At 60.3% G+C, this 22,540-nt stretch carries 21 protein-coding genes; 11 read left to right on the forward strand and 10 right to left on the reverse strand.

Annotation, left to right across the window (positions count from 1 at the left end):
- Positions 1–168: 168 nt before the first annotated feature.
- On the forward strand, positions 169–1,401 hold the full coding sequence (locus BTN45_RS17270) for an ROK family transcriptional regulator (protein ID WP_207590221.1): 1,233 nt from the start codon (positions 169–171) through the stop codon (positions 1,399–1,401).
- 16 nt (positions 1,402–1,417) lie between these two features.
- Here BTN45_RS17270 and BTN45_RS17275 read toward each other — a convergent pair whose 3' ends face one another.
- From BTN45_RS17275 to BTN45_RS17305, 7 genes are all read right to left on the reverse strand, one after another.
- Complete coding sequence (locus tag BTN45_RS17275) at positions 1,418–2,962, reverse strand: glycerol-3-phosphate dehydrogenase (protein ID WP_207590231.1); 1,545 nt, start codon at positions 2,960–2,962, stop codon at positions 1,418–1,420.
- A gap of 166 nt (positions 2,963–3,128) precedes the next feature.
- Positions 3,129–3,545: a methylmalonyl-CoA epimerase gene (mce, locus tag BTN45_RS17280; RefSeq protein WP_135855567.1), complete on the reverse strand. Its 417-nt coding sequence runs from the start codon at positions 3,543–3,545 to the stop codon at positions 3,129–3,131.
- A 12-nt stretch (positions 3,546–3,557) separates the two neighbouring features.
- Entirely contained in the window at positions 3,558–5,699 is a 2,142-nt protein-coding gene (scpA, locus tag BTN45_RS17285) for a methylmalonyl-CoA mutase (protein ID WP_207590238.1), read from the reverse strand.
- A 133-nt stretch (positions 5,700–5,832) separates the two neighbouring features.
- On the reverse strand, positions 5,833–7,836 hold the full coding sequence (locus BTN45_RS17290) for an acetyl/propionyl/methylcrotonyl-CoA carboxylase subunit alpha (protein WP_135855565.1): 2,004 nt from the start codon (positions 7,834–7,836) through the stop codon (positions 5,833–5,835).
- Positions 7,837–7,879: 43 nt separating this feature from the next.
- Positions 7,880–8,257 (reverse strand): hypothetical protein, encoded by a 378-nt coding sequence (locus tag BTN45_RS17295; RefSeq protein ID WP_004445608.1) that lies wholly within the window; start codon positions 8,255–8,257, stop codon positions 7,880–7,882.
- 21 nt (positions 8,258–8,278) lie between these two features.
- Entirely contained in the window at positions 8,279–9,175 is an 897-nt protein-coding gene (gene yghU / locus BTN45_RS17300) for a glutathione-dependent disulfide-bond oxidoreductase (protein WP_022562996.1), read from the reverse strand.
- A 102-nt stretch (positions 9,176–9,277) separates the two neighbouring features.
- Entirely contained in the window at positions 9,278–10,810 is a 1,533-nt protein-coding gene (locus tag BTN45_RS17305) for an acyl-CoA carboxylase subunit beta (RefSeq protein WP_022562997.1), read from the reverse strand.
- Between the two features lie 118 nt (positions 10,811–10,928).
- Between BTN45_RS17305 and BTN45_RS17310 the strand changes: the two genes are divergently transcribed.
- On the forward strand, positions 10,929–12,347 hold the full coding sequence (locus BTN45_RS17310; protein ID WP_207590240.1) for an XRE family transcriptional regulator: 1,419 nt from the start codon (positions 10,929–10,931) through the stop codon (positions 12,345–12,347).
- A 6-nt stretch (positions 12,348–12,353) separates the two neighbouring features.
- Here the strand turns inward: BTN45_RS17310 and BTN45_RS17315 are convergent, their stop codons facing one another.
- Entirely contained in the window at positions 12,354–13,010 is a 657-nt protein-coding gene (locus BTN45_RS17315) for a DNA-3-methyladenine glycosylase (RefSeq protein ID WP_207590242.1), read from the reverse strand.
- Between the two features lie 37 nt (positions 13,011–13,047).
- Between BTN45_RS17315 and gluQRS the strand changes: the two genes are divergently transcribed.
- Positions 13,048–13,947 carry a tRNA glutamyl-Q(34) synthetase GluQRS gene (gene gluQRS, locus BTN45_RS17320; protein WP_207590244.1) on the forward strand — a complete coding sequence of 300 codons (900 nt, stop codon included), beginning with the start codon at positions 13,048–13,050 and terminating at the stop codon, positions 13,945–13,947.
- On the opposite strand, the gene BTN45_RS17325 is transcribed toward gluQRS, so the two are convergent.
- Complete coding sequence (locus BTN45_RS17325) at positions 13,915–14,832, reverse strand: YihY/virulence factor BrkB family protein (protein WP_022563001.1); 918 nt, start codon at positions 14,830–14,832, stop codon at positions 13,915–13,917. The genes gluQRS and BTN45_RS17325 overlap by 33 nt on opposite strands.
- Before the next feature lie 179 nt (positions 14,833–15,011).
- Between BTN45_RS17325 and BTN45_RS17330 the strand changes: the two genes are divergently transcribed.
- The 7 genes from BTN45_RS17330 to BTN45_RS17360 all read left to right on the forward strand — a co-directional run bounded on the left by BTN45_RS17330 (position 15,012) and on the right by BTN45_RS17360 (position 20,323).
- Positions 15,012–15,845 (forward strand): SDR family oxidoreductase, encoded by an 834-nt coding sequence (locus BTN45_RS17330; RefSeq protein ID WP_207590246.1) that lies wholly within the window; start codon positions 15,012–15,014, stop codon positions 15,843–15,845.
- Between the two features lie 16 nt (positions 15,846–15,861).
- Positions 15,862–16,059, forward strand: coding sequence for a twin transmembrane helix small protein (locus tag BTN45_RS17335; protein WP_004445622.1), 198 nt, complete (start codon positions 15,862–15,864; stop codon positions 16,057–16,059).
- A 1-nt stretch (position 16,060) separates the two neighbouring features.
- The gene (locus BTN45_RS17340) at positions 16,061–16,639 is read left to right on the forward strand and encodes a cob(I)yrinic acid a,c-diamide adenosyltransferase (RefSeq protein ID WP_022563004.1); all 579 of its coding nucleotides are present in this window, start codon (positions 16,061–16,063) and stop codon (positions 16,637–16,639) included.
- Positions 16,640–16,671: 32 nt separating this feature from the next.
- Positions 16,672–17,445 (forward strand): rhomboid family intramembrane serine protease, encoded by a 774-nt coding sequence (locus tag BTN45_RS17345; RefSeq protein ID WP_004445626.1) that lies wholly within the window; start codon positions 16,672–16,674, stop codon positions 17,443–17,445.
- Positions 17,446–17,625: 180 nt separating this feature from the next.
- Positions 17,626–18,372 carry an electron transfer flavoprotein subunit beta/FixA family protein gene (locus BTN45_RS17350; protein ID WP_022563006.1) on the forward strand — a complete coding sequence of 249 codons (747 nt, stop codon included), beginning with the start codon at positions 17,626–17,628 and terminating at the stop codon, positions 18,370–18,372.
- Between the two features lie 25 nt (positions 18,373–18,397).
- Entirely contained in the window at positions 18,398–19,327 is a 930-nt protein-coding gene (locus tag BTN45_RS17355; RefSeq protein ID WP_006697715.1) for an electron transfer flavoprotein subunit alpha/FixB family protein, read from the forward strand.
- A 114-nt stretch (positions 19,328–19,441) separates the two neighbouring features.
- The gene (locus BTN45_RS17360) at positions 19,442–20,323 is read left to right on the forward strand and encodes a 3-hydroxybutyryl-CoA dehydrogenase (protein ID WP_004445632.1); all 882 of its coding nucleotides are present in this window, start codon (positions 19,442–19,444) and stop codon (positions 20,321–20,323) included.
- A gap of 53 nt (positions 20,324–20,376) precedes the next feature.
- Here BTN45_RS17360 and BTN45_RS17365 read toward each other — a convergent pair whose 3' ends face one another.
- Positions 20,377–21,045, reverse strand: a complete 669-nt coding sequence (locus tag BTN45_RS17365; RefSeq protein WP_207590248.1) for a TlpA disulfide reductase family protein — start codon at positions 21,043–21,045, stop codon at positions 20,377–20,379.
- Positions 21,046–21,067: 22 nt separating this feature from the next.
- Between BTN45_RS17365 and argH the strand changes: the two genes are divergently transcribed.
- On the forward strand, positions 21,068–22,468 hold the full coding sequence (argH, locus tag BTN45_RS17370; protein ID WP_006697718.1) for an argininosuccinate lyase: 1,401 nt from the start codon (positions 21,068–21,070) through the stop codon (positions 22,466–22,468).
- Positions 22,469–22,540: the final 72 nt, after the last annotated feature.

Genomic DNA, 22,540 nt, shown 5'->3' on the forward strand with positions numbered 1-22,540 from the left:
TGGTTTCACAATTTTCTCGACAGTCGAGAAAATTAATGTCAGAGATTCCCCATGCTGTCAACAACGGCTGCGGGCAGCATCCGGGTGCCTTGATCTTGTCCAGCACGTGCGCCATGGACAGGTCTAGCACGACAGGAAAAAGGCCGTTCAGGGAGCATGCCCCAGCCCATGTCCGCCATTGCAAGCACGGAACTGGTGCGCCAGAAAAACAGCCTGTCGGTGATGGCCGCACTGCGCCTGCACGGCAGTCTCTCCCATACGGACATGTCGACTTTCACCGGGCTTGCTTCAGCAACCGTTTCCGCCATTACCACCGAGCTTGAGCGGGCGGGCCTCATATTACGGAAAGAACAGCTCGCAACCGCCGGTCGGGGCCGGCCGCGAATTCTCTTCGGGCCACGCGGGGCTTTCTGTCACGTCGCCATCGTCATCATTTCTTCAGATAGCGTGCAATATTCGCTGGTCGATTATGCCGGCAAGCTGGTGGACCGCTTCACCGAACAGAGGATCGCCGCTGAAAAAGGCACGTTCGGCGGCGCGATCCTTGGCGGCCTTGCACGGCTTGCCGACCGCTCACGCATCGACAGTCATGATATTCTCCAGGTCTCGATCAGCAGCAAGGGGCTGGTTGATGCGGGCGCGGCAACGCTTCTCTGGTCTCCGGTTCTCGGCGACGAAAAGATAGATTTCCAGCAGCTTGTTTCGCAAGACGGGCGCACCCGCGTGACGTTGAACAACGAGACGCTGCTGGCCGCAAAAGCCATCTGGATGGGAGAGCATGCGAAGGGCAATCCCGCGCCGGATGCCCTTGTTACCCTGTCGCTCGGCCATAGTATTGGCCTTGGCGTCGCCCGTGCAACGGGCGGCGCGATCGAGGTCAGCGCCCCCAACTTCGGACATATGCTGCATATGGCCGACGGCGCCTTGTGCCGCTGCGGCACCAAGGGCTGCATCGAGGCTTATTCCGGCTTCTACGCCATCCTGCGCTCGGCTTTCGAGGCCCCACCTCAGGCCGAACCTGCGAAGTTCGTGCCGATAGCCGAGGTGGACAAGATCGCCGCTTCAGCCCGCGCCGGGGGACGCATGGCGCGGTTTGCGTTCCGCACCGCTGGGCTGGCGCTCGGCAACGGCCTTTCACGCCTCTTCAGCCTGCATGGTCATATGCCGGTTTTCATCACCGGCCCCGGCACACGTTATTTCGACCTCCTGGAAAGCGGCCTGCGCGACGGGCTGGCGCAATCGCAAGCGGTGCGTTTCGGCGGCATGCCGGAAATTGCAATAGCACCGAACGAACCGGAACTGGTGTTCGAAGGGCATATGGAACACGCCCTTTCCGCCGCCGATGACTATATATTGAGTGCAGAAAGCTTTCCGAAACCGGCGAGGAACTCCACAGCCTGACACTAGCGGAAGACGTTCAGGCTCGCTCCACCGCAGCTTCCGCCTCTTTCCTTCCACCCGTCAGCTTGGATACGAAGTCATCCAGCTCGGCCGCCTCGGCCTTGCTCAGGCGAAGGCCCTGTTTCGTACGTCGCCAGAGAATGTCCTCGGCCGTGCAGGCCCATTCCTGCTCAACCAGCCAGCGCACCTCGCATTCATAGAGCGTGCCGCCGAAATGCCGGCCGAGCCCGACGGCATCGGTAACGCTGCCCAACAATTCCGCAGCCTTCGTACCGTAGTTTCTGACTAGCCGCTCGGCATGGTGTCTATCGAGGAAAGGATATCGGGAGACAAGCGCCCGCACCTGCGTCTCATATCTCTCCGCGCCGTAATCTCCACCCGGCAGGTGTGAGCCCGCCGTCCATGGCTTGCCCTTCTCGCCGATCGCCGCGCCGATCTTTTCCAGCGCATGTTCCGCCAGCCGTCGATAGGTGGTGAGCTTGCCGCCGAAAATATTGAGGAGTGGAGCTTGCCCGTTGCCCTCCTCAACCTTCAGCACGTAATCGCGTGTGGCTTCCTGCGCTTTCGAAGCACCATCATCAAAGAGCGGCCGCACGCCGGAATAGGTCCAGACGATGTCTTCCGGCCGAACCGGCTCGCTGAAATAGTCGCTGGCGGCGTTGCAGAGATAGGAAATCTCTTCCTCGGAAATGCGAACCTTGGCCGGATCGCCCTTGTAGTCGCGATCCGTGGTGCCGATCAGCGTGAAATCCCGCTCATAGGGAATGGCGAAGATGATGCGGTTGTCAGGGTTCTGGAAGAAATAGGCGCGCGGATCGGAAAACTTCCGGCGCACGATAATATGGCTGCCCTGCACGAGCCGGACATTATGCACATCCTTTCGCCCGAAGACGCCGGACAGCACCGTATCCACCCAGGGACCAGCGGCGTTCACCAGCATACGTGCCTTGTGCACGCCCGCACGGCCGGTTTTTTCATCCAGAGTTTCGATGAGCCAGAGCCCACCTTCGCGTCGTGCGGAAACGACCCGCGTGCGGTTCATGATCGTCGCGCCGCGGTTAGCAGCATCGCGCGCATTGAGAACCACGAAACGGGCATCATCCACCCAACCGTCGGAATATTCGAAGGCCCTGGCAAAAGCCGGCTTCAGAGGCTTTCCAGCCGGGTCCTTCCGCAGATCGAGCGTTCGGGTGGCTGGTAAAAGTTTCCGGCCGCCGAGATTGTCATAAAGAAACAGGCCAAGCCGGACCATCCAGGCCGGGCGCACCCCGCCCTTCTGAATGGGCAGGACGAAACGCATGGGCCAGATGACATGCGGTGCCATGGCCCAGAGAATTTCCCGCTCCATCAGCGCCTCGCGCACCAGACGAAACTCGTAATGTTCGAGATACCGCAGGCCGCCATGGATGAGCTTGGTGGCGGCGGACGACGTGCCGGAAGCGAAATCGCCTTTTTCCGCAAGCGCCACGGAATAACCCCTGCCCACCGCATCGCGGGCAATGCCACAGCCATTGATGCCGCCGCCGATGACAAAAAGATCAAAAATGTTTTCGCTGGACATGAAGCCTCCGCGACAATGCAAGGGAGAAACCCTTTATGGAAAGACAATTACATAAAAACGAAAACAAAACGAATGTCAAAAGAAAACAAACGAACCACGAAAGCACGTGTGAAAGCGCCGCCGTGAGCATTGCCTCACAGGGTCAGCCTCCTAGGAGATTTATGTTTCAGCCGTGTGTCTGAGAAACCTGCTCGAGCTCGTAAAGCACCCCGCCCATATCCTTCGGATGCAGGAAAAGAACGGGATTGCCGTGCGCGCCGATCTTTGGCGTGCCATCGCCGAGAATACGGACGCCTTTTTGAATGAGGTCGTCGCGCGCCGCCAGTAGATCCGGCACCTCGAAGCAGAGATGATGTGTGCCGCCGCCCGGATTGCGTTCGAGAAAAGCGGCAATCGGCGAGTTTTCCCCGAGCGGGTGAAGAAGTTCGATCTTGGTGTTATCAGCATGAATGAAAACAACCGTCACGCCATGTTCAGGCAGGGCTTGTGGTTCCGAAACCGCCGCGCCAAGCGCCCTGTAACGGGCAATGGCGGCATCGAGGTCGGGTACCGCGATGGCGACGTGATTCAATCTTCCGAACATTGCCGCCTTCCCTCACACGTTCCGCCTGATGCCTTCGAGCAGGTCGAGCACCTTGTTGGCCGCATCCATGACATTGGTACCGGGGCCGAAGATGGCCGAGACTCCGTGGTCGAGCAGGAACTGATAATCCTGGCGCGGAATGACCCCACCGACAACAACGATGACGTCTTGCGCGCCTTTCTGTTTCAGCGCCTCGACCAGCTGCGGCGCAAGCGTCTTGTGCCCTGCGGCGAGCGACGACATGCCGACCACATGCACCTTGTTCTCAACGGCAAGCTCGGCCGCCTCCGCCGGTGTCTGGAACAGGGGACCGGCCAACACGTCGAAACCAATATCGCCGAAGGCAGACGCAATAACCTTTGCGCCGCGATCATGCCCATCCTGACCGAGCTTGGCGACCATGATACGCGGTTTGGTGCCGATCCTTTCGGCAACCCCGGAGAGCCGGGCGGCAAGCGTGGCCAGCTCCGGTTCATCCTTATAAGCCTCGCCGTAGATATCGCTCACCACCTCGGGCACCGCAGCGTGGTCTCCGAAGGCCGCGCGAAGCGCATCGGAAATCTCTCCCACCGTGGCGCGTGCACGGGCCGCGACGACGGCGGCTTCGAGAATATTGCCCTTGCCGCTGCGGGCCACCTCCGAGAGCGCCTGCAGAGCGGCCGTCACGTCCTTGCCATCGCGGCGACGGCGCGTGTTTTCGATGCGGCGGATTTGCGCGGCCCGCACGGCGGCGTTATCGATATCGAGAACATCGATATCCTCTTCATTTTCTAGACGATAGCGGTTGACGCCGACGATCACCTCCTCGCCCTTGTCCACCGCCGCCTGCCGGCGTGTCGCGGCCTCCTCAATCAGCCGTTTCGGCAGGCCCTCCGCCACCGCCCTGGTCATGCCGCCAAGCGTCTCGACCTCCTCGATCAGCGCCCAGGCCTTCTCGGCCAGCTCATTCGTCAGGCTTTCGACATAATAGGAACCGGCCAAGGGATCGACGACCCGGGTGACGCCGGTCTCATGCTGGAGGATCAGCTGGGTATTGCGGGCAATGCGGGCGGAGAATTCCGTCGGCAGCGCAATCGCCTCATCGAAGGAATTGGTGTGCAATGATTGCGTGCCGCCGAGCACGGCCGACATGGCCTCGAAGGCAGTGCGGACGATGTTGTTATAGGGGTCTTGCTCCTGGAGCGACACGCCCGACGTCTGGCAATGGGTGCGCAGCATCAGCGAGGACGCCTTTTGCGGCTTGAATTCCTCCATGATGCGTGACCAGAGCAGGCGCGCGGCGCGCAGCTTGGCCGCCTCCATGAAGAAATTCATGCCGATGGCGAAAAAGAAAGACAGGCGGCCGGCAAAATCGTCAACATTCAGCCCCTTGGCCAGCGCCGCCCGCACATATTCACGGCCATCCGCGAGTGTGAAGGCAAGCTCCTGCACCAGCGTCGCCCCGGCCTCCTGCATGTGATAGCCGGAGATGGAGATGGAGTTGAATTTCGGCATCTCCCTCGCCGTATATTCGATGATGTCGGCGATGATCCGCATAGAGGGTTCGGGCGGATAGATATAGGTGTTGCGGACCATGAACTCCTTGAGGATGTCGTTCTGGATGGTGCCGGAAAGCGCTGCACGCGGCACGCCCTGCTCCTCCCCCGCGACGATAAAATTGGCAAGAACGGGGATGACCGCGCCATTCATCGTCATGGACACCGAGACCTTGTCGAGCGGGATGCCGTCGAACAGGATTTTCATGTCCTCGACGCTATCGATCGCCACGCCCGCCTTGCCGACATCGCCCTCCACGCGCGGATGGTCGCTGTCATAACCGCGATGGGTAGCGAGATCGAAGGCGACGGAAACGCCCTGCTGACCGGCAGCCAGCGCCTTGCGGTAAAAGGCATTCGAGGCTTCCGCGGTGGAGAAACCGGCATATTGGCGGATGGTCCAGGGCCGTCCCGCATACATGGTGGCGCGCGGGCCGCGGGTGAAAGGCGCAAATCCCGGCAGGCTGTTCAGATGGGAAACATGGTGCAGGTCGTCGGCCGTATAGAGCGGCTTGACCTCGATACCCTCAGGGGTGTGCCAGACGAGTGTGTCCGGTGAGCGCTTCAGCTCCTTTTCAGCAAGGTGAAGCCAATCCCGCACCGTTTTTTCACCCGACATGCATCTCTCCCCGTTTGCATTTCGCTCTGGCATTCCAGCGGGAGATCAAGGCAGATTCGCCCGGCCCGTCCGCAGGTCCGACCCCGTAAACCGCTCCGGCCGGTATCCGTTCCGGAAAAACCGGCAGCGACCTTCACTCGAACTCGAGAATAACCTCATCCACAGCGAGACTATCGCCGGGTTTCGCCGCCACTCTCGCAACACGACCGCGTTTTTCGGCACGCAGGATGTTTTCCATCTTCATGGCTTCCACCGTCGCCAGTGCCTGCCCGGCCTCTACCTCGTCACCCTCACCCACCGAAATACCGGTGATGACCCCCGGCATGGGGCAGAGCAGCAGTTTCGACGTATCCGGCGGCAGTTTTTCCGGCATCAGCAGCGCCAGTTCCGCCACGCGCGGGCTGCGCACGCGGGCGAGAACATCCATGCCACCCCAGCGCAGACGAACCGCTGCGCCTGCAAGATCGACCTTGACGGCAATGACCTCGCCCGCCACCGTAAACAGGCCAAGGCTTTGACCGGGAAGCCAGCCGGTATCGATGGTGAGCGCTGTCCCGTCTTCAAAACGGACCGCCGCGCCATCCGCACCGGTTTCAATGCTGAGCCGGTGGCGAAACGCACCAAACGAAACCACCCAGTCTTGCCCGATAATGCGGCGATGATTGCCGATGGTACCGGAAATTTCCACCGCTCGGTTCTGCACACGCTGATTGATGATAGCGGCAATGGCAGAAAGCCTGCGTGCTGCGGCTTCATCCGGCTCGACGCCGGAGAAGCCTTCCGGAAACTCTTCCGCGATGAAGCCCGTCGTGAGCCTGCCAGAGCGAAAGCGTTCATGCTGCATGACGGCCGAGAGGAAGGGCAGATTGTGGCCGATGCCCTCCACTTCGAAACGGTCGAGCGCCCGCCCCATGGCATCGATGGCCGTTTCGCGATCCTCGCCCCAGCTGCACAGCTTGGCGATCATCGGATCGTAATACATCGAAATCTCGCCGCCTTCGAAAACGCCGGTATCGTTGCGGAGAATGGTGCCGTTTTCCTGCGCCCCCTCCTGCGGCGGCCGATAACGCGTCAGACGACCGATCGAAGGAAGGAAGTTGCGATAGGGATCCTCGGCATAAAGCCGGCTTTCGATCGCCCAACCGTTCAGCTTCACATCCGCCTGTCCGAAGGACAGTTTTTCACCTGACGCCACACGGATCATCTGTTCTACCAGATCGATGCCGGTAATCAGTTCCGTTACCGGATGTTCCACCTGCAGACGGGTGTTCATTTCGAGAAAATAAAAGTTGCGGTCGCCATCAACAATGAATTCCACCGTGCCGGCGGAGTGGTAACCGACCGCTCTCGCCAGCGCCACGGCCTGCTCGCCCATGGCATGCCGAGTCGCCTCGTCCAGAAACGGCGACGGCGCTTCCTCGATGACCTTCTGGTTACGCCGCTGGATAGAGCATTCTCGCTCCCCGAGATAAAGGACGGTGCCGTGCCTGTCGCCCAGCACCTGAATTTCAATATGGCGCGGCTGGGTGACGAATTTTTCGATGAAGATGCGGTCGTCACCAAAAGAGGATTTCGCCTCGTTTTTCGAGGACTGGAAACCCTCGCGCGCCTCAGCGTCGTTGAAGGCGATGCGCATGCCCTTGCCGCCACCGCCGGCAGACGCCTTGATCATGACCGGATAACCGATCTGCGAGGCGATCTTCACCGCCTCATCCGCATCCTCGATCAGCCCCATATGGCCGGGTACGGTGGAAACGCCGGCTTTCGCCGCCAGTTTCTTCGACGTGATCTTGTCACCCATGGCCTCGATCGCGCCGACGGGCGGACCGATAAAAACGACACCCGCCTTTTCCAGCGCCTGCGCAAAGGCAGCGTTTTCCGACAGGAATCCGTAGCCCGGATGGACCGCATCCGCTCCGGTCTTCTTGATCGCCTCAAGGATCTTGTCGATGACGATATAGGACTGTGACGAGGGCGCCGGGCCGATATGAACGGCTTCATCTGCCTGTCTCACATGCAGCGCATTGGCATCGGCATCCGAATAGACCGCAACGGTGGCGATGCCCATCTTCTTCGCCGTCTTGATGACCCGGCAGGCAATCTCGCCGCGATTGGCGATGAGGATTTTCTTGATCATGCGGTTGTTGCCCTCTCCCTCAGCACAAACCCTTAAACAGCCCTCAAATCTCGAAAAAATTCTCGAAGGATTCCGGGAAATTCTGCCGGGCGACGCGTTCGTCTATGACGAGCATTGCCTGATAGGAAACAGGGTCGAAATTTTTCTCCGCAGGTACGACCTCGCGGCCGAAAAGCAGGTTGAGGCGGGCGGCGTCGAGATTGCCGCGCTCGAAGGGCTCGGCACCGAAATGGTGCCAGAGCGAGTGCAGAAAGGCGGCATCGATGCGATGCTCCTTGGTGTCGTTGCGCGCCCGGCGGGGTATCATCTTGATCGGTGTTACCCCTTTGGGGTTGGCGCGGCGGATGGTGAACTGGACGCCCGTGCTCGGCATACCGGAAGGAAATCCCTTGTGTTTGGTCATTTCGGGCAGGTTCGCCATCTTTAGTCCTTCTCGTATCTGTTACGCCTTGCCGATCTTGTCCTGCGTCTTCGTGTCGAAGTCGGAGGCATCGTGGCGTTCATGCAATTGTTCAGACGGATCGCCGGAGGTCTTGTTGACGATCACGCCGCGTTTTACAGCAGGGCGTTCGCCGATTTCCAGCGTCCAGCGCATGACGTTCTTATAACCGTCTGCTTCAAGGAAAGCACCCGCATCGCCATATGCCTGGCCAAGCGCGATCTTGCCATACCACGGCCACACCGCCATGTCGGCAATCGTGTATTCCGAACCGGCGAGATAACGGTTTTCGGCGAGATGGCGATCCAGCACGTCGAGCTGGCGTTTGACTTCCATGGCGTAACGATCGATGGCGTATTTGATCTTGATCGGCGCATAGGCATAAAAATGGCCGAAACCACCGCCGAGGAAGGGGGCGGAGCCCATCTGCCAGAACAGCCAGTTCAGCGCCTGCGTGCGGGCATTGCCCTCCTTCGGCAGGAAGGCGCCGAATTTTTCCGCGAGGTAAACGAGGATGGAGCCGCTTTCGAAAACGCGCGTCGGCTCAGGCGTCGAATGGTCCATCAGCGCCGGGATCTTGGAGTTCGGATTGACCTCGACAAAACCGGAACCGAACTGGTCGCCTTCGCCGATCTTGATCAGCCAGGCATCGTATTCGGCGCCCTTGTGGCCGGCAGCAAGCAATTCTTCCAGCATGATGGTGACCTTCTGGCCGTTCGGCGTCGCCAGCGAATAAAGCTGCAGCGGATGCTTTCCGACGGGAAGTTCCTTTTCATGGGTGGGACCGGCGATCGGCCGGTTGATATTGGCGAACTGGCCGCCATTGCCCTTGTCCCAGGTCCAGACCTTGGGCACTTCATACCCGGCGGGGAAATTATCTGCTGAGGATTTTTCGGCCATGAAAATGTGTCCTTGTGCGTTTTTAGAGGACATCCGGACATCCGGGCGCCTGAACATCCATATAGTAAGGTGGCCGAAGCATTTTTCCAGCCCTTCAGCAGATCAGAGCGGAATGGTGTCGTGTTTCTTCCAGCGGGTTTCCACGCTCTTGTTGCGCAGCGACGCAAACGCGCGGGCGATGCGGCGGCGCGAGGAATGCGGCATGATGACCTCATCGATAAATCCGCGCTCCGCCGCGACGAAGGGATTGGCGAAACGCTCCTCATATTCTCTTGTGCGCGCAGCGATCTTCTCGGGATCGGCAAGCTCCGAACGATAGAGGATTTCCGCCGCGCCCTTGGCACCCATCACGGCAATTTCGGCCGTTGGCCAGGCGTAGTTGACGTCCGCGCCGATATGTTTGGAGGCCATCACGTCGTAAGCCCCGCCATAGGCCTTGCGGGTGATCAGCGTCACCATCGGCACTGTCGCCTCCGAATAGGCGAAGAGAAGTTTTGCGCCGTGCTTGATGACGCCGCCATACTCCTGGGCCGTGCCTGGCAGGAAACCCGGCACATCCACCAGCGTCAGCAACGGAATGTTGAAGGCGTCGCAGAAGCGCACGAAGCGGGCGGCCTTGCGCGAACTGTCGATATCGAGGCAGCCGGCCAGCACCATCGGCTGGTTGGCGACGACGCCGACCGTCTGGCCTTCGAGACGAATGAAGCCGGTGATGATGTTTCGGGCAAAGGCCTCCTGCAATTCGAAGAAATCGCCCTCGTCGGCCAGCGCGTGGATCAGTTCCTTCATGTCATAGGGCTTGTTGGAACTGTCGGGGATCAGCGTATCGAGCCGCGCTTCCAGGCGCGCCGGATCGTCGTGGAACGGCCGCACCGGCGGCTTTTCGCGATTGTTGAGCGGCAGGAAATCAAAGAGCAGCCGCACATGTTCCAGCGTCTCGATGTCGTTTTCGTAAGCGCCATCGGCAACGGACGATTTTTTGGTATGGGTGGAGGCCCCGCCCAGTTCTTCGGCCGTGACGATCTCGTTCGTCACCGTCTTCACCACATCCGGCCCCGTCACGAACATGTAGGAGGTGTCACGCACCATGAAGATGAAATCGGTCATGGCAGGCGAATAAACCGCACCGCCCGCACATGGCCCCATGATGACGGAGATCTGTGGCACGACGCCGGAGGCGACGACATTGCGCTTGAAGACATCGGCATAACCGCCAAGCGAGGCCACGCCTTCCTGAATGCGCGCGCCGCCGCTGTCGTTGAGGCCGATAACAGGCGCGCCGTTACGCACCGCCATATCCATGATCTTGCAGATTTTCTGCGCATGGGTCTCGGATAGCGAACCGCCGAGCACGGTGAAATCCTGGGAAAACACATAGACCTGCCGGCCATTGATGGTGCCCCACCCGGTCACGACGCCATCGCCCGCGATCTTCTGGCCCGCCATGCCGAAATCCACCGCTCGGTGGGTGACATACATGTCGTATTCTTCGAAGGAACCCTCATCCAAGAGTACGTCGATGCGCTCGCGCGCCGTCAGCTTGCCCTTTGCGTGCTGCGCCTCGATGCGCTTGACGCCGCCACCGAGCCGAGCCTCTTCCCGCCGCGTTTCCAACTGCTCCAGAATGCCGGGCATGTATCCTCCATGCGTTATGCCACGATCAATAACCCAGAAAATACTCTGCCAGAAGCCTTGATCGTGCGCGTATGCGTGCCATAAATATTTGCAATATTTAATTTTGCAAAGTTGCAACATGGCGACGGAAAAACTCTTCATCGGCCGCAAGGTGCGCGGCCTTCGCGAAAATGCCCGCGCCACGCAGGCGCAATTTGCCGAACGGCTGGGCATCTCCGCGAGCTATCTGAACCAGATCGAAAACAACCAGCGCCCCGTTTCGGCCAGTGTTCTGGTGACGCTGGTGGAAAAATTTCAGCTCGACATGGCGGAACTGGCGACAGGCGAAAGCGACCGGCTGGTTTCCGCCCTGCGCGAGGCGCTGAAGGACCCGCTGTTCATGAATTACGAACCGGGGCTTCAGGAGTTGAAGCTGATTGCCCAGAACGCACCGGGTTTTGCCCATGCGCTGCTGCGTGCCCATCAGGCCTATCGCCAGAACAGCGAGCAGCTGGTGCAACTGGATGACCGGCTGGGCCGCGGCACCGCACAGGTGGAAAGAACCCCCTATGAGGAGGTGCGCGACTTCTTCCACTTCGTCGACAATTACGTTGCCGAGATCGATCTTCTGGCCGAGGAGCTGGCGCAGGAACTGGAGATCGAGGGCGGCGAGACCGACGGCATTCTGGCAGCGCATCTCAGGAACCGTTACGGTATCCATATCACAAGAACCGCGGCGGCGGGCGGGCTGATCCGGCATTTCGATCCTGTCGGCAAAACGCTTGCCCTCAGTTCCTACATGGCCGCATCCACCCGCTGTTTTCAGCTCGCGTTGCAGATCGCCCAGCTTCACGCCGGCCCGACGGTGGACAGGGTGCTGGCCGGCGCCGGTTTCCGCAACACGGAAGCGGCCGAAATCTGTCGTATCGGACTGCACAATTATTTTGCCGCAGCGCTCATCCTGCCCTATGGGCAATTTCACCGGGCGGCACAGGAACTGCGCCATGATCTCGAACTTCTCGCCGTGCGTTTTGGCGCGAGCCTTGAGCAGGTGGCCCACCGTCTGAGCACCCTGCAGCGCCCGGGCATGAAAGGCGTACCGATCTTTTTCGCCAAGATCGACCGCGCCGGCAACATCACCAAACGCCACAGCGCCACGCGGCTGCAATTTGCCCGGTTTGGCGCGGCCTGTCCGCTGTGGAATATCCATCAGGCTTTCGAAAGCTCCGACAGGATCGTGCGGCAGCTGGCGGAAACACCTGACGGCGTGCGCTATCTTTCCATCGCCACCCAGATCGAAAAGGCCGGCGCCGGCTTCAATACGGAAAGGCCGCGTTACGCCATCGCACTCGGCTGCGAAATTTCCCATGCGCAGAATTTCGTCTACGCCGACACGCTCGATCTCGGCAATGCGGCTTCCTTCAAACCGATCGGCATTTCCTGTCGGGTGTGCGAAAGGGTGGATTGCGTGCAGCGCGCCGTGCCGCCGCTGAAACGCAAGCTGCATTTCGATCATCTTTCACGCGGCGCCCTGCCCTATCGGATTGCCGATTTTTGACCCCGCTCAGGGCAGTGGCACCATCGCGCGCCGCATGATGTTGGCGTAATAACCCCAGAAAAGCCGGGCGGCGACGGAGCGCCATGGCGACCAGAGTGTCGCGCGTTCCGCGAGCCATTTCGCTTCCGGCCTGATCTCCAGATCGAGCGCATGTGCCACCGCTGATCTCAGCGCCACATCGCCAACGGGAAAAATATCCGGATGGCCTCCGCAGAACATCAGATATACCTCTGCCGTCCATGGGCCTATGCCACGAAGCGCCACCAGTTCAGAAAGGGCTGCACTCCCCTCCTTGCGCACCACGCCGTCAAGGTCGATCTGCCCTTCGGTAACGGCGCGAGCCAGTCCTTCCAACGTCGTCGCCTTGGCGCGCGAAAGGCCGAAAGTAGCCCGCAATTCCTCCGGTGCGCCGAGATAGTTTTCCGCCGTGACCGCGCCGCCCGTCCCGGTGAGAATACGCGCCCATATGGCAGTGGCGCTGGCGCGCGACACCATCTGCGAGACGACGATATGAGCAAGGCCGGCAAAGCCGGGCTCGTGGATGCGCAGTTCCAGCGGACTGGCTATCTCAATGACAGGGGCAAGTGCGGGGTCGAGGCGGGCGAGATGCTCCAGCCCTTCGCTGATGTCATCCATCCCGGTGATGATTTTCATGTCGGTCATTCCATATGCCGCACCCGCTGGCGGGGTGCATTAAAACATGGCAGAAGAAACCATGCCTTCATCCATCCGTCAAAAACCGGTTTACCGTTTCGCGCCAAGCCCCAACGGCCCGCTGCATCTCGGCCACGCGTTTTCCGCATTCCTGAACCATGACATGGCGCTGGACAATGGCGGCCGCTTTCTGCTGCGTATAGAGGATATAGACCAGACGCGCTGCACGCCGCAGCTGGAGCAGGCGATCTATGATGATCTCGGCTGGCTGGAACTCTCTTGGGAAGAGCCAGTGCGGCGACAATCGGAGCATTTCGATGAGTACCGGATGGCGCTGCACAGGCTGATCGAGGCGGATCTTGCCTATCCCGCCTTTCTCAGCCGTGGCGAAACCAGGGCCATTGTCGGTGCCTTCGAAGCGGAAGGCGGGATATGGCCGCGCGATCCTGACGGAGCGCCGCTCTATCCGTCCGTCGACCGCGAGAGGCCGAAGGCGGAACGGGCGGCCCTGCTCGCATCCGGCCGGCAACACGCCTGGCGGCTCGACATGGACAAGGCGATCCGCGCCGCCCATACCCCCCTGTTCTGGCAGGAGAGCGGCGACGGGGTGACGGGGCAGATCGAGGCCCTGCCCGCGCTCTGGGGCGATGTGGTGCTGTCGCGTTCCGACGCGCCTTCGAGCTATCATCTTTCCGTTGTGGTTGACGATGCACTGCAGGGGATCACCCATGTGGTGCGCGGCATGGATCTCTTCCATGCCACCGCCATCCACCGGCTGCTGCAGCAGCTGCTGGACCTACCGCAGCCCGCTTATCATCATCACCGGCTGATTCTGGGCACGGACGGGCGCAAGCTTGCGAAAAGCGGAGGCAGTACCGGGCTTTCCGCCCTTCGCGCCGAAGGAGCGACGCCCTCAGATATCCGCCGGCTTGTCGGCCTCCTCTAGCGCCTGCCCGCGGCGCGTGCCATTGCCGCCGATGTTACGGCGGATAATCTGCCGGACCTTGTATTTCATCAACGCGGCATTCACCTCCGCGCCGAGCATGAAGATGACGCCGACCATATAAAGGAACACCAGAACCACCATGACGGAGGCGAGACCGGCATAGGTGGCGGCATAATTGGCGAAGGTGGAGAGATAATAGGCGAAGATAGCCGCGCCGATGACCCAGAATATCATCGTCAGCAAAATACCCGGCCAGACATCCCAGATGCGGCGCTTGCCTGCGGGTAGCCACAGATGCGCCGCCACCAGCCCCGCCGTCAGCACCACGATGGTGCCATAAAGACCGAGGCTGGAGATGGTGTTCAGCACATCCGTCAGCCACGGAAACCGCCGTTCGGCGAAGGACATGGCGACCGGCACGGCGACGAGCACGGTGCTGATGCCGGCAAAGACCACAACGGCAATCAGGACATAAAGCAGGCTGAGCAGGCGGGTCACATACCACCAGCGCGTTTCCGTGACGCGATAGGCGCGGTTCAGCGAAATGCGCAGCGCCTCGACGCCGTTCGAGGCGAAGTATGCGGCCGCCAGTACCGAAATCGTCAGCAGGCCGCCGCGCGGGATGGTGAGAACCTGCTGCACCTGAGCTGCCAGCGGACCGGCAATTGCTTCCGGCCAGGTGTCGAAAATCAGATGCACCGCCGTTTCTGAGAACTGGTCGGCGCCCAGAAAACCGGCCAGCGCCGTGCCGAAGATCAGGAACGGAAACAGCGCCAGCAGGATGGACAGCGCCATGTGGCTCGCCATCGCCCAGCCGTCATCCTCGGCGAAATGGGAATAGGCATCGAAGGCAACCTTGCCTGCCAGGCGCACTGCGGCAACCATGTCGCCTCCATTCATCGGCATTTCATTTGTAACTTCGCCCCGAATATGGGAAATCAGCTTCGTTTTGTACAGCGCGCAAACTGACCTTTCGGTTCCCGAAGGACACGGATTTCGCGCGATTGGATTTTAACGGGCCGGGTAATCGGACCAGAGCGACAGTCGGTTTCCCGGAGCGGCAAATGTCTGAAAAACCCGTCATCATCATCACCGGATGTTCCTCGGGGATTGGCGCCTATTGCGCCAGCGCGCTCCACCGGGACGGCTGGCGGGTCTTTGCCACGGTGCGGCGCATCGCTGACATGGCAGCCCTCGAAAATCAGGGCATAGAAACCCTGATCATGGATTACACAAAGCCCGAAACCATCGCCGCGCTGGTGGACACCGTCTCCGCCCGCACCGGCGGCCGCATCGATGCGCTTTTCAACAATGGTGCCTATGGCCAGCCGGGCGCGGTGGAGGACCTGCCAGTCGAAGCGCTGAGAGCCCAGTTCGAAACCAATGTCTTCGGCTGGCACGATCTGACGCGGCGGGTCATTCCCTTTATGCGGGCGCGTGGTGCGGGCCGCATCGTGCATTGCTCGTCCATTCTCGGGCTCGTGCCCTATCGCTATCGCGGCGCCTACACCGCTTCGAAATTCGCGCTTGAGGGGCTGGGCGTCACCCTGCGCATGGAGCTTCAGGGCAGCGGTATCCATGTCAGTCTGATCGAACCCGGCCCGATCACGTCGAAATTCACTACGACGGCGCTTGCTCATATCAATGAGCATATCGATCTCGAAAATTCGGCCCATGCGGCAGAATATAAACGCCAGCTGGCGCGTATGGATGGTTCCGGCCCCGTCAACCGTCACAAGCTCGGCCCGGACGCCGTTTATGCCGTGCTGAAACACGCCCTGACGGCTGCAAGGCCGAAACCACATTATCCCGTTACCGTTCCGGCCAAACAGGGGCTTATGCTGAAACGGCTCTTGCCTGCCGGACTTTTCTATCGTCTGCTGCGCAGATTCGATTGAGGAGGAGTAATACCGCATGTCCGGCTTCACCACCGTTCTGGCCCTTATCGTCATGGGGCTTGTCGTCATCGTGTTGATACGCGGCCTCTTCAACATGCTGAAGGGACAGGACGCCAACCGGTCCAACAAGCTGATGCAGCTTCGCCTGCTTCTGCAGGCCATTGCCATCGCTCTGATCATGCTCACCCTCTGGCTCACCGGAGGCGGCCGCTGACATGGTGAAACTGAACAAGATCTACACCCGCACCGGCGACAAGGGCACGACGGCGCTGGTTTCCGGTCCGCGCCGACCGAAGCACGATCTGCGCGTCGAAGCCTATGGCACGGTGGACGAGACCAATTCGGCCATCGGTGTCGCGCGGCTTCACACGGCTGGGCTGGAAAAGCTGGATGCCATGCTTTTCCGCATCCAGAACGATCTTTTCGACCTCGGCGCCGATCTTGCCACGCCTGACGATGGCGAACCGCTGCCTTACGAACCGTTGCGTATAGTCGAAAGCCAGGTCACACGGCTGGAAAGCGAAATCGACGACCTCAACGCCACCCTCGAACCGTTGACGTCCTTCGTGCTGCCGGGCGGCAGCGCCGCGGCGGCAAATCTGCATTTGGCACGCACGGTTTGCCGGCGCGCAGAAAGGCTGATGGTGGAGCTTTCCGTCACCGAGAATGAGATCGTCAGCCCGGCCGCCATCAAATATGCCAATCGCCTCTCCGACTTCCTGTTTGTCGCGGCCCGTTTCGCCAATGATGCCGGCAAGGCCGACATATTGTGGGTTCCGGGCAAGAACCGCTAAGGCGTTTCAACGACGCAACCAAAGGGCGTTCGATGTTCATACCGCTGCACGATGCGAATTCCCTCAAGCATATCCGGCTGCAATATGTCACCATCGGCCTGATCGTGGTCAACGTGCTGGTCTGGCTGTTTACCGGCGTGCTGGCCAGCGACACCGAAGCCAATGCCGCTGCCCTCGGCCTCGGCTTCATTCCCGCCGTGGTGTTCGATTACGCCTATCTGGAACCCGCCCTGCAGGTCGTGCCTGATGACCTCACCGCCATCACCTATGCCTTTCTTCATCTCGATTTCTGGCATCTGGCCGGCAACATGCTGTTTCTCTGGGTCTTCGGCGACAATGTCGAGGATGCGCTCGGCCATTTTCGTTTCCTGATCTTCTATCTCGCCTGCGCCATCGCCGGCGCGCTGTTTCACGGTTTCGTCGCCCCCACCTCGGAAGGACCACTGATCGGTGCCTCGGGTGCGGTTTCCGGCGTCGTCGCGGCCTATTTCCTGCTGCATCCAAAAGTGCGCGTCTGGGTGCTGGTCCTCATGCGCATTCCGCTTCCACTGCCCGCCTTCATTCCCCTGGCGCTGTGGATCGGCCAGCAGTTCCTGATGCTGGCGCTCGGGCTGGAAGAGAATGTCTCCTGGGGTGCGCATGTCGGCGGCATCTTGGCGGGCGCCATCATGGTAATTTTCATGCGCAGACGGGGCGTTCCCCTGTTTGATCGCACCATTGTCCCGCCGAGGGCGGCGCAGTTCAAAAATACGTCGCAAACGGCGGGGTTGTCGCAAATCGAACGCGGCTATGACGGGGGTAGATGAGAGGTCACGTCAGAGATAGAGTATTTACGTTAACGTCAACGTAAGATATGCCTTGTGTGCATGCGATAATGAAGATTGCTCCGTTGTAATTGCGGGAAAAATGCTTATCCATGTCGCCAACCTGTTTTTGGAGGTCCGCTCGGCATTGCCAAGCGGACAGGAGTTTGAGGAAAGCCGCCGATGAAAATCCTTGTCCCCGTTAAACGAGTCGTCGATTACAACGTGAAGATCCGCGTGAAGGCGGATGGTTCTGGCGTTGAGCTTGCCAATGTGAAGATGTCGATGAACCCGTTCGACGAAATCTCGGTGGAAGAGGCCCTTCGCCTGAAGGAAGCCGGCAAGGCTGAAGAAGTCGTCGTCGTCTCCATTGGACCTGCCAAGGCGGAAGAAACGCTGCGCACCGCGCTTGCGATGGGTGCCGATCGCGCCATCCTGATCGAGACCGATGAAACGGTCGAGCCGCTCGCTGTCGCCAAGCTCCTGAAGGGCGTGGCCGAGGCTGAGCAGCCCGGTCTCGTCATTGTCGGCAAGCAGGCGATCGACGACGATTCAAACCAGACCGGCCAGATGCTGGCAGCCCTCCTCGGCTGGGGCCAGGGCACCTTCGCCTCGAAGGTCGTGCCTGCCGACGGCAAGGTTGCGGTGACCCGCGAAGTCGATGGCGGCCTGCAGACGGTGGAACTGAAGCTTCCCGCTGTCGTCACCACCGATCTTCGTTTGAACGAGCCGCGTTATGCCTCGCTGCCGAACATCATGAAGGCGAAAAAGAAGCCGCTCGACAAGAAGGCTCCGGCCGATTTCGGCGTCGATGTTTCGCCGCGCCTGAAGGTGTTGAAGACCGAAGAGCCGGCGGGCCGCAAGGCCGGCATCAAGGTTGGCTCGGTCGCCGAGCTGGTCGAAAAGCTCAAAGCCGACGGCGTCCTCTAAGGTTTCGGAAAAGGGAGATATTCTCATGGCCATTCTTCTTCTGGCAGAACACGACAACGCAACCCTTTCCGACCTGACGGCAAAGACCCTGACGGCGGCAACCCAGATTGGCGGCGACGTCCATGTGCTGGTCGCCGGCTCCGGCGCCAGGGGCGCTGCCGACGCCGCAGCAAAACTCTCCGGCGTTTCCAAGGTGCTGCTTGCCGACGATGCATCCTATGCAAACCAGCTGGCGGAACCGCTGGCGGCGCTGATCGTTTCGCTTGCCCCGTCCTATGACGTCATCATCGCTCCTGCGACCGCCTCGGCAAAGAACGTCACGCCGCGTGTTGCTGCGCTTCTCGACGTGGCTCAGGTCTCGGAAATCATCGAAGTTGTCAGCCCGGATACCTTCAAGCGCCCGATCTATGCCGGCAATGCCATCCAGACCGTTCAGGCAACCGATGGCAAGAAGGTCATCACCGTGCGCCCGACCGCCTTTGCGGCAGCGGCAGAAGGCGGTTCGGCAGCGGTCGAGACGATCGCCGCCGCTGAAAACCCCGGCGTCTCCTCTTTCGTTTCTGATGCACTGGCCTCGTCCGACCGTCCGGAACTGACCTCGGCGAAGATCATCATCTCCGGTGGCCGTGCTCTCGGTTCTTCAGAAAAATTCAAGGAAGTCATCCTTCCTGTCGCCGACAAGCTCGGTGCTGCCGTTGGTGCATCGCGCGCTGCCGTCGATGCCGGCTATGCGCCGAATGACTGGCAGGTGGGCCAGACCGGCAAGGTCGTCGCCCCACAGCTTTACATCGCGGCGGGCATTTCCGGTGCGATCCAGCATCTGGCCGGCATGAAGGACAGCAAGGTCATCGTCGCCATCAACAAGGACGAAGAAGCGCCGATCTTCCAGGTTGCCGATTACGGCCTTGTGGCGGACCTCTTCGAGGCCTTGCCGGAACTGCAAAAGGCCCTCTGATTTCAAATACATGATGAAGGCGGCGCGTTTTTTGAACGCGCCGCCTTCTCTTTTTCGGCGATATGCGTAACATCGCCAGCGAATTTGCACATGCAGCACATGGGAGAACAGCATATGACCGCCCCCTTTAAGAACATCGGTGTCATCGGAGCCGGTCAGATGGGGTGCGGCATCGCACATGTCTCTGCGGTTGCCGGCTACAGGGTTCATATTTACGATCTTTCCAAAGACGGCATCGAGGCCGGCCTTGCCACCATCAACGGCAATCTCGCGCGCCAGGTCACCAACGGCAAGCTTTCCGACGAGGCCCGCAAGCAGGCCCTGGCGCTCATCAGCGGTTCGACCGATGTCAACGATCTCGCACCCATGGACCTCGTCATCGAGGCTGCCACCGAGAACGAAGAGATCAAGCGCAAGATCTATGCGCAGATCTGCCCGGTCCTGAAGCCGGAGGCGCTTCTCGCCACCAACACGTCTTCCCTTTCCATCACCCGTCTCGCGTCGGCGACGGACCGTCCGGAACAGTTCATGGGCATCCACTTCATGAACCCGGTGCCGGTCATGAAACTGGTGGAACTGGTGCGCGGCATCGCCACCAATGAAAAGACCTTCGATGCGGCCAAGGACTATGTGCGGACGCTTGAAAAGGCGATCACCGTCGCCGAAGATTTCCCGGCCTTCATCGTCAACCGCATCCTGTTGCCGATGATCAACGAAGCGATCTATACGCTTTATGAGGGCGTCGGCTCCGTGGAAGCCATCGACACCGCCATGCGCCTCGGCGCGAACCACCCGATGGGTCCGCTGCAGCTCGCAGACTTCATCGGCCTCGATACCTGTTTGTCGATCATGCAGGTGCTGCATGACGGCCTGTCCGACAGCAAATACCGCCCTTGCCCGCTGCTGGTCAAATATGTCGAAGCCGGCTGGCTCGGCCGCAAGTCCGGCCGCGGTTTTTATGATTATCGGGGTGAGACGCCGGTTCCGACGCGATAAAGGTCGACTTCGTGCTGAGGGAGAGTATCTCTCCCCAAGCCGGAAGCTCAAAACTACCTGGATGTTGCGGCCGATATCAGCGCCTTCGCATCTTCGCTATCCCACGCCGCCGGGCCGTTCATGGCGCCGAGCAGGCAACCGTTTTCGTCCAGCAGTAGGGTTGCGGGCAGGCCAAAGGCGAGGCCTTCCTTTTTGAGAACGTTGAAAACGCCCATGGAACTGTCGCGATAGTGCTTCAGGGAATCGATCTTGTATTCGTCCATGAAGGCTTTCGGCTTTTCATCCCCGCCCGTATCGATGTTAACAGCCACGACTTCAAAGCCGTTACCGCCCTTTTCCTTCTCCAGCGCGTTCAGCGCCGGCATTTCTTCCCGGCAGGGCACGCACCACGTCGCCCAGAGATTGAGCAGCACCGCTTTACCCTTGAGATCGGCAAGGCCCATATCTTTCCCCTCCGGCCCTTTGAAGGAGAGCGGAATAACGCGCGGGGCGTCTGCCGCCGACATAGCCGCCACCTGGCCCTTCAGAAAGGGTTTCAGCGTCGCAATGCGGTTCGCCGCACCTTCACATAAACCGGCGTCGGCCACCGCTGCCCCTTGAACCGGGCTCTCAGACCCAATATGCCTGAACCAGACCGCGCCTGCACCGGCAAGCACACCGGCAACGGCAGCAATTGCAACCAATTTGGCGGAAGGAAGCCTGAACGGCCTTTTCTCTGTCATCGAATACTCCAGGGCATCACACATGGCTGACGGCACAGATCAGAAATCCTCCAACCAGATGTGGGGCGGGCGTTTCGCTTCCGGGCCATCTGCCATCATGGAAGAGATAAATGCCTCCATCGGCTTCGACAAGAAACTTTACGCCCAGGATATCCGCGGCTCTATGGCGCATGCCGCCATGCTGGCATCTAAAGGCATTATTTCGCCTGAAGATAAAGACAAGATCACCGAAGGCCTGAACACGATCCTGTCAGAGATCGAATCCGGCAGCTTCGAATTCTCCCGCAAGCTCGAAGATATTCACATGAATATCGAAGCGCGGCTTGCCACCCTCATCGGCCCGGCCGCCGGCCGCCTCCATACCGCCCGCTCGCGCAACGACCAGGTGGCGCTCGATTTCCGCCTGTGGGTCAAGGAAGAATTGCAGAAGACCGAAGGCATGCTGACGGCGCTCATCGCTGCCTTCCTCGACCGCGCCGAGGAAAACGCCGATACGGTCATGCCCGGCTTCACGCATTTGCAGACGGCGCAGCCTGTCACCTTCGGCCATCATTGCATGGCCTATGTGGAAATGTTCGGCCGTGACCGCGCCCGCGTACGCCACGCCATCGAGCACATGGACGAAAGCCCGATTGGTGCGGCTGCCCTTGCCGGCACCGGCTATCCGATCGATCGCCACATGACGGCCAAGGCGCTCGGTTTCCGCGAGCCGACCCGCAACTCCATCGACACCGTGTCCGACCGCGATTTCGCGCTGGAATTCCTGTCGATAGCCTCCATCTGCGCCACGCATCTGTCGCGTCTTGCCGAAGAGATCGTCATCTGGTCGACGCCGCAATTTGGTTTCATCCGGCTGTCGGACGCCTTTTCCACAGGCTCGTCGATCATGCCGCAGAAGAAGAACCCTGATGCCGCTGAGCTGGTGCGCGCCAAGACCGGCCGCATCAACGGCTCGCTGATCGCTCTCCTCACCGTGATGAAGGGTCTGCCGCTCGCCTATTCCAAGGACATGCAGGAAGACAAGGAACAGGTTTTCGACGCCGCCGAAAGCCTGGAACTGGCGATCGCCGCCATGACCGGCATGATCCGCGACCTCGAAGTACGCAAGGACCGCATGCGCGCAGCGGCGGGTTCAGGTTATTCCACCGCGACCGATCTGGCCGACTGGCTGGTGCGAGAAGCAGGTCTGCCCTTCCGCGATGCCCACCATGTGACCGGCAATGCCGTGGCGCTGGCGGAAAAGAAAGGCTGCGATCTCGCCGATCTTTCGCTGGAGGAATTGCAGGCCATCCACCCCGGCATCACCGATAGCGTTTTCGATGTTCTTTCGGTGGAAGCATCGGTCGCTAGTCGCACAAGCTTCGGCGGCACGGCTCCTTCGGAGGTACGCAAGCAGATCGCCTGGTGGCGCGGACGCAACTGATAAATCTGCGTTACGCTGCGATCACAAGAAACAGGGTGCACAAGCGCCCTGTTTTTCGTTATCAGAGAAGCA

This window comes from Rhizobium sp. ZX09, assembly GCF_017357485.1.
GTDB classification, from domain to species: Bacteria; Pseudomonadota; Alphaproteobacteria; order Rhizobiales; family Rhizobiaceae; genus Agrobacterium; species Agrobacterium pusense.

Excerpts from the sequence above, each read along its gene's own strand:
- yghU (WP_022562996.1), bottom strand. The coding sequence starts at position 9,175 with ATGGCCGAAAAATCCTCAGCAGATAATTTCCCCGCCGGGTATGAAGTG.
- gluQRS (WP_207590244.1), top strand. The coding sequence starts at position 13,048 with ATGGCAGAAGAAACCATGCCTTCATCCATCCGTCAAAAACCGGTTTAC.
- BTN45_RS17340 (WP_022563004.1), top strand. The coding sequence starts at position 16,061 with ATGGTGAAACTGAACAAGATCTACACCCGCACCGGCGACAAGGGCACG.
- BTN45_RS17360 (WP_004445632.1), top strand. The coding sequence starts at position 19,442 with ATGACCGCCCCCTTTAAGAACATCGGTGTCATCGGAGCCGGTCAGATG.
- argH (WP_006697718.1), top strand. The coding sequence starts at position 21,068 with ATGGCTGACGGCACAGATCAGAAATCCTCCAACCAGATGTGGGGCGGG.
- scpA (WP_207590238.1), bottom strand. The coding sequence starts at position 5,699 with ATGTCGGGTGAAAAAACGGTGCGGGATTGGCTTCACCTTGCTGAAAAG.
- BTN45_RS17350 (WP_022563006.1), top strand. The coding sequence starts at position 17,626 with ATGAAAATCCTTGTCCCCGTTAAACGAGTCGTCGATTACAACGTGAAG.
- BTN45_RS17275 (WP_207590231.1), bottom strand. The coding sequence starts at position 2,962 with ATGTCCAGCGAAAACATTTTTGATCTTTTTGTCATCGGCGGCGGCATC.
- BTN45_RS17365 (WP_207590248.1), bottom strand. The coding sequence starts at position 21,045 with ATGACAGAGAAAAGGCCGTTCAGGCTTCCTTCCGCCAAATTGGTTGCA.
- BTN45_RS17310 (WP_207590240.1), top strand. The coding sequence starts at position 10,929 with ATGGCGACGGAAAAACTCTTCATCGGCCGCAAGGTGCGCGGCCTTCGC.
- BTN45_RS17335 (WP_004445622.1), top strand. The coding sequence starts at position 15,862 with ATGTCCGGCTTCACCACCGTTCTGGCCCTTATCGTCATGGGGCTTGTC.
- BTN45_RS17295 (WP_004445608.1), bottom strand. The coding sequence starts at position 8,257 with ATGGCGAACCTGCCCGAAATGACCAAACACAAGGGATTTCCTTCCGGT.
- BTN45_RS17305 (WP_022562997.1), bottom strand. The coding sequence starts at position 10,810 with ATGCCCGGCATTCTGGAGCAGTTGGAAACGCGGCGGGAAGAGGCTCGG.
- BTN45_RS17325 (WP_022563001.1), bottom strand. The coding sequence starts at position 14,832 with ATGGTTGCCGCAGTGCGCCTGGCAGGCAAGGTTGCCTTCGATGCCTAT.
- BTN45_RS17330 (WP_207590246.1), top strand. The coding sequence starts at position 15,012 with ATGTCTGAAAAACCCGTCATCATCATCACCGGATGTTCCTCGGGGATT.
- BTN45_RS17355 (WP_006697715.1), top strand. The coding sequence starts at position 18,398 with ATGGCCATTCTTCTTCTGGCAGAACACGACAACGCAACCCTTTCCGAC.
- mce (WP_135855567.1), bottom strand. The coding sequence starts at position 3,545 with ATGTTCGGAAGATTGAATCACGTCGCCATCGCGGTACCCGACCTCGAT.
- BTN45_RS17345 (WP_004445626.1), top strand. The coding sequence starts at position 16,672 with ATGTTCATACCGCTGCACGATGCGAATTCCCTCAAGCATATCCGGCTG.
- BTN45_RS17290 (WP_135855565.1), bottom strand. The coding sequence starts at position 7,836 with ATGATCAAGAAAATCCTCATCGCCAATCGCGGCGAGATTGCCTGCCGG.
- BTN45_RS17270 (WP_207590221.1), top strand. The coding sequence starts at position 169 with ATGTCCGCCATTGCAAGCACGGAACTGGTGCGCCAGAAAAACAGCCTG.
- BTN45_RS17315 (WP_207590242.1), bottom strand. The coding sequence starts at position 13,010 with ATGACCGACATGAAAATCATCACCGGGATGGATGACATCAGCGAAGGG.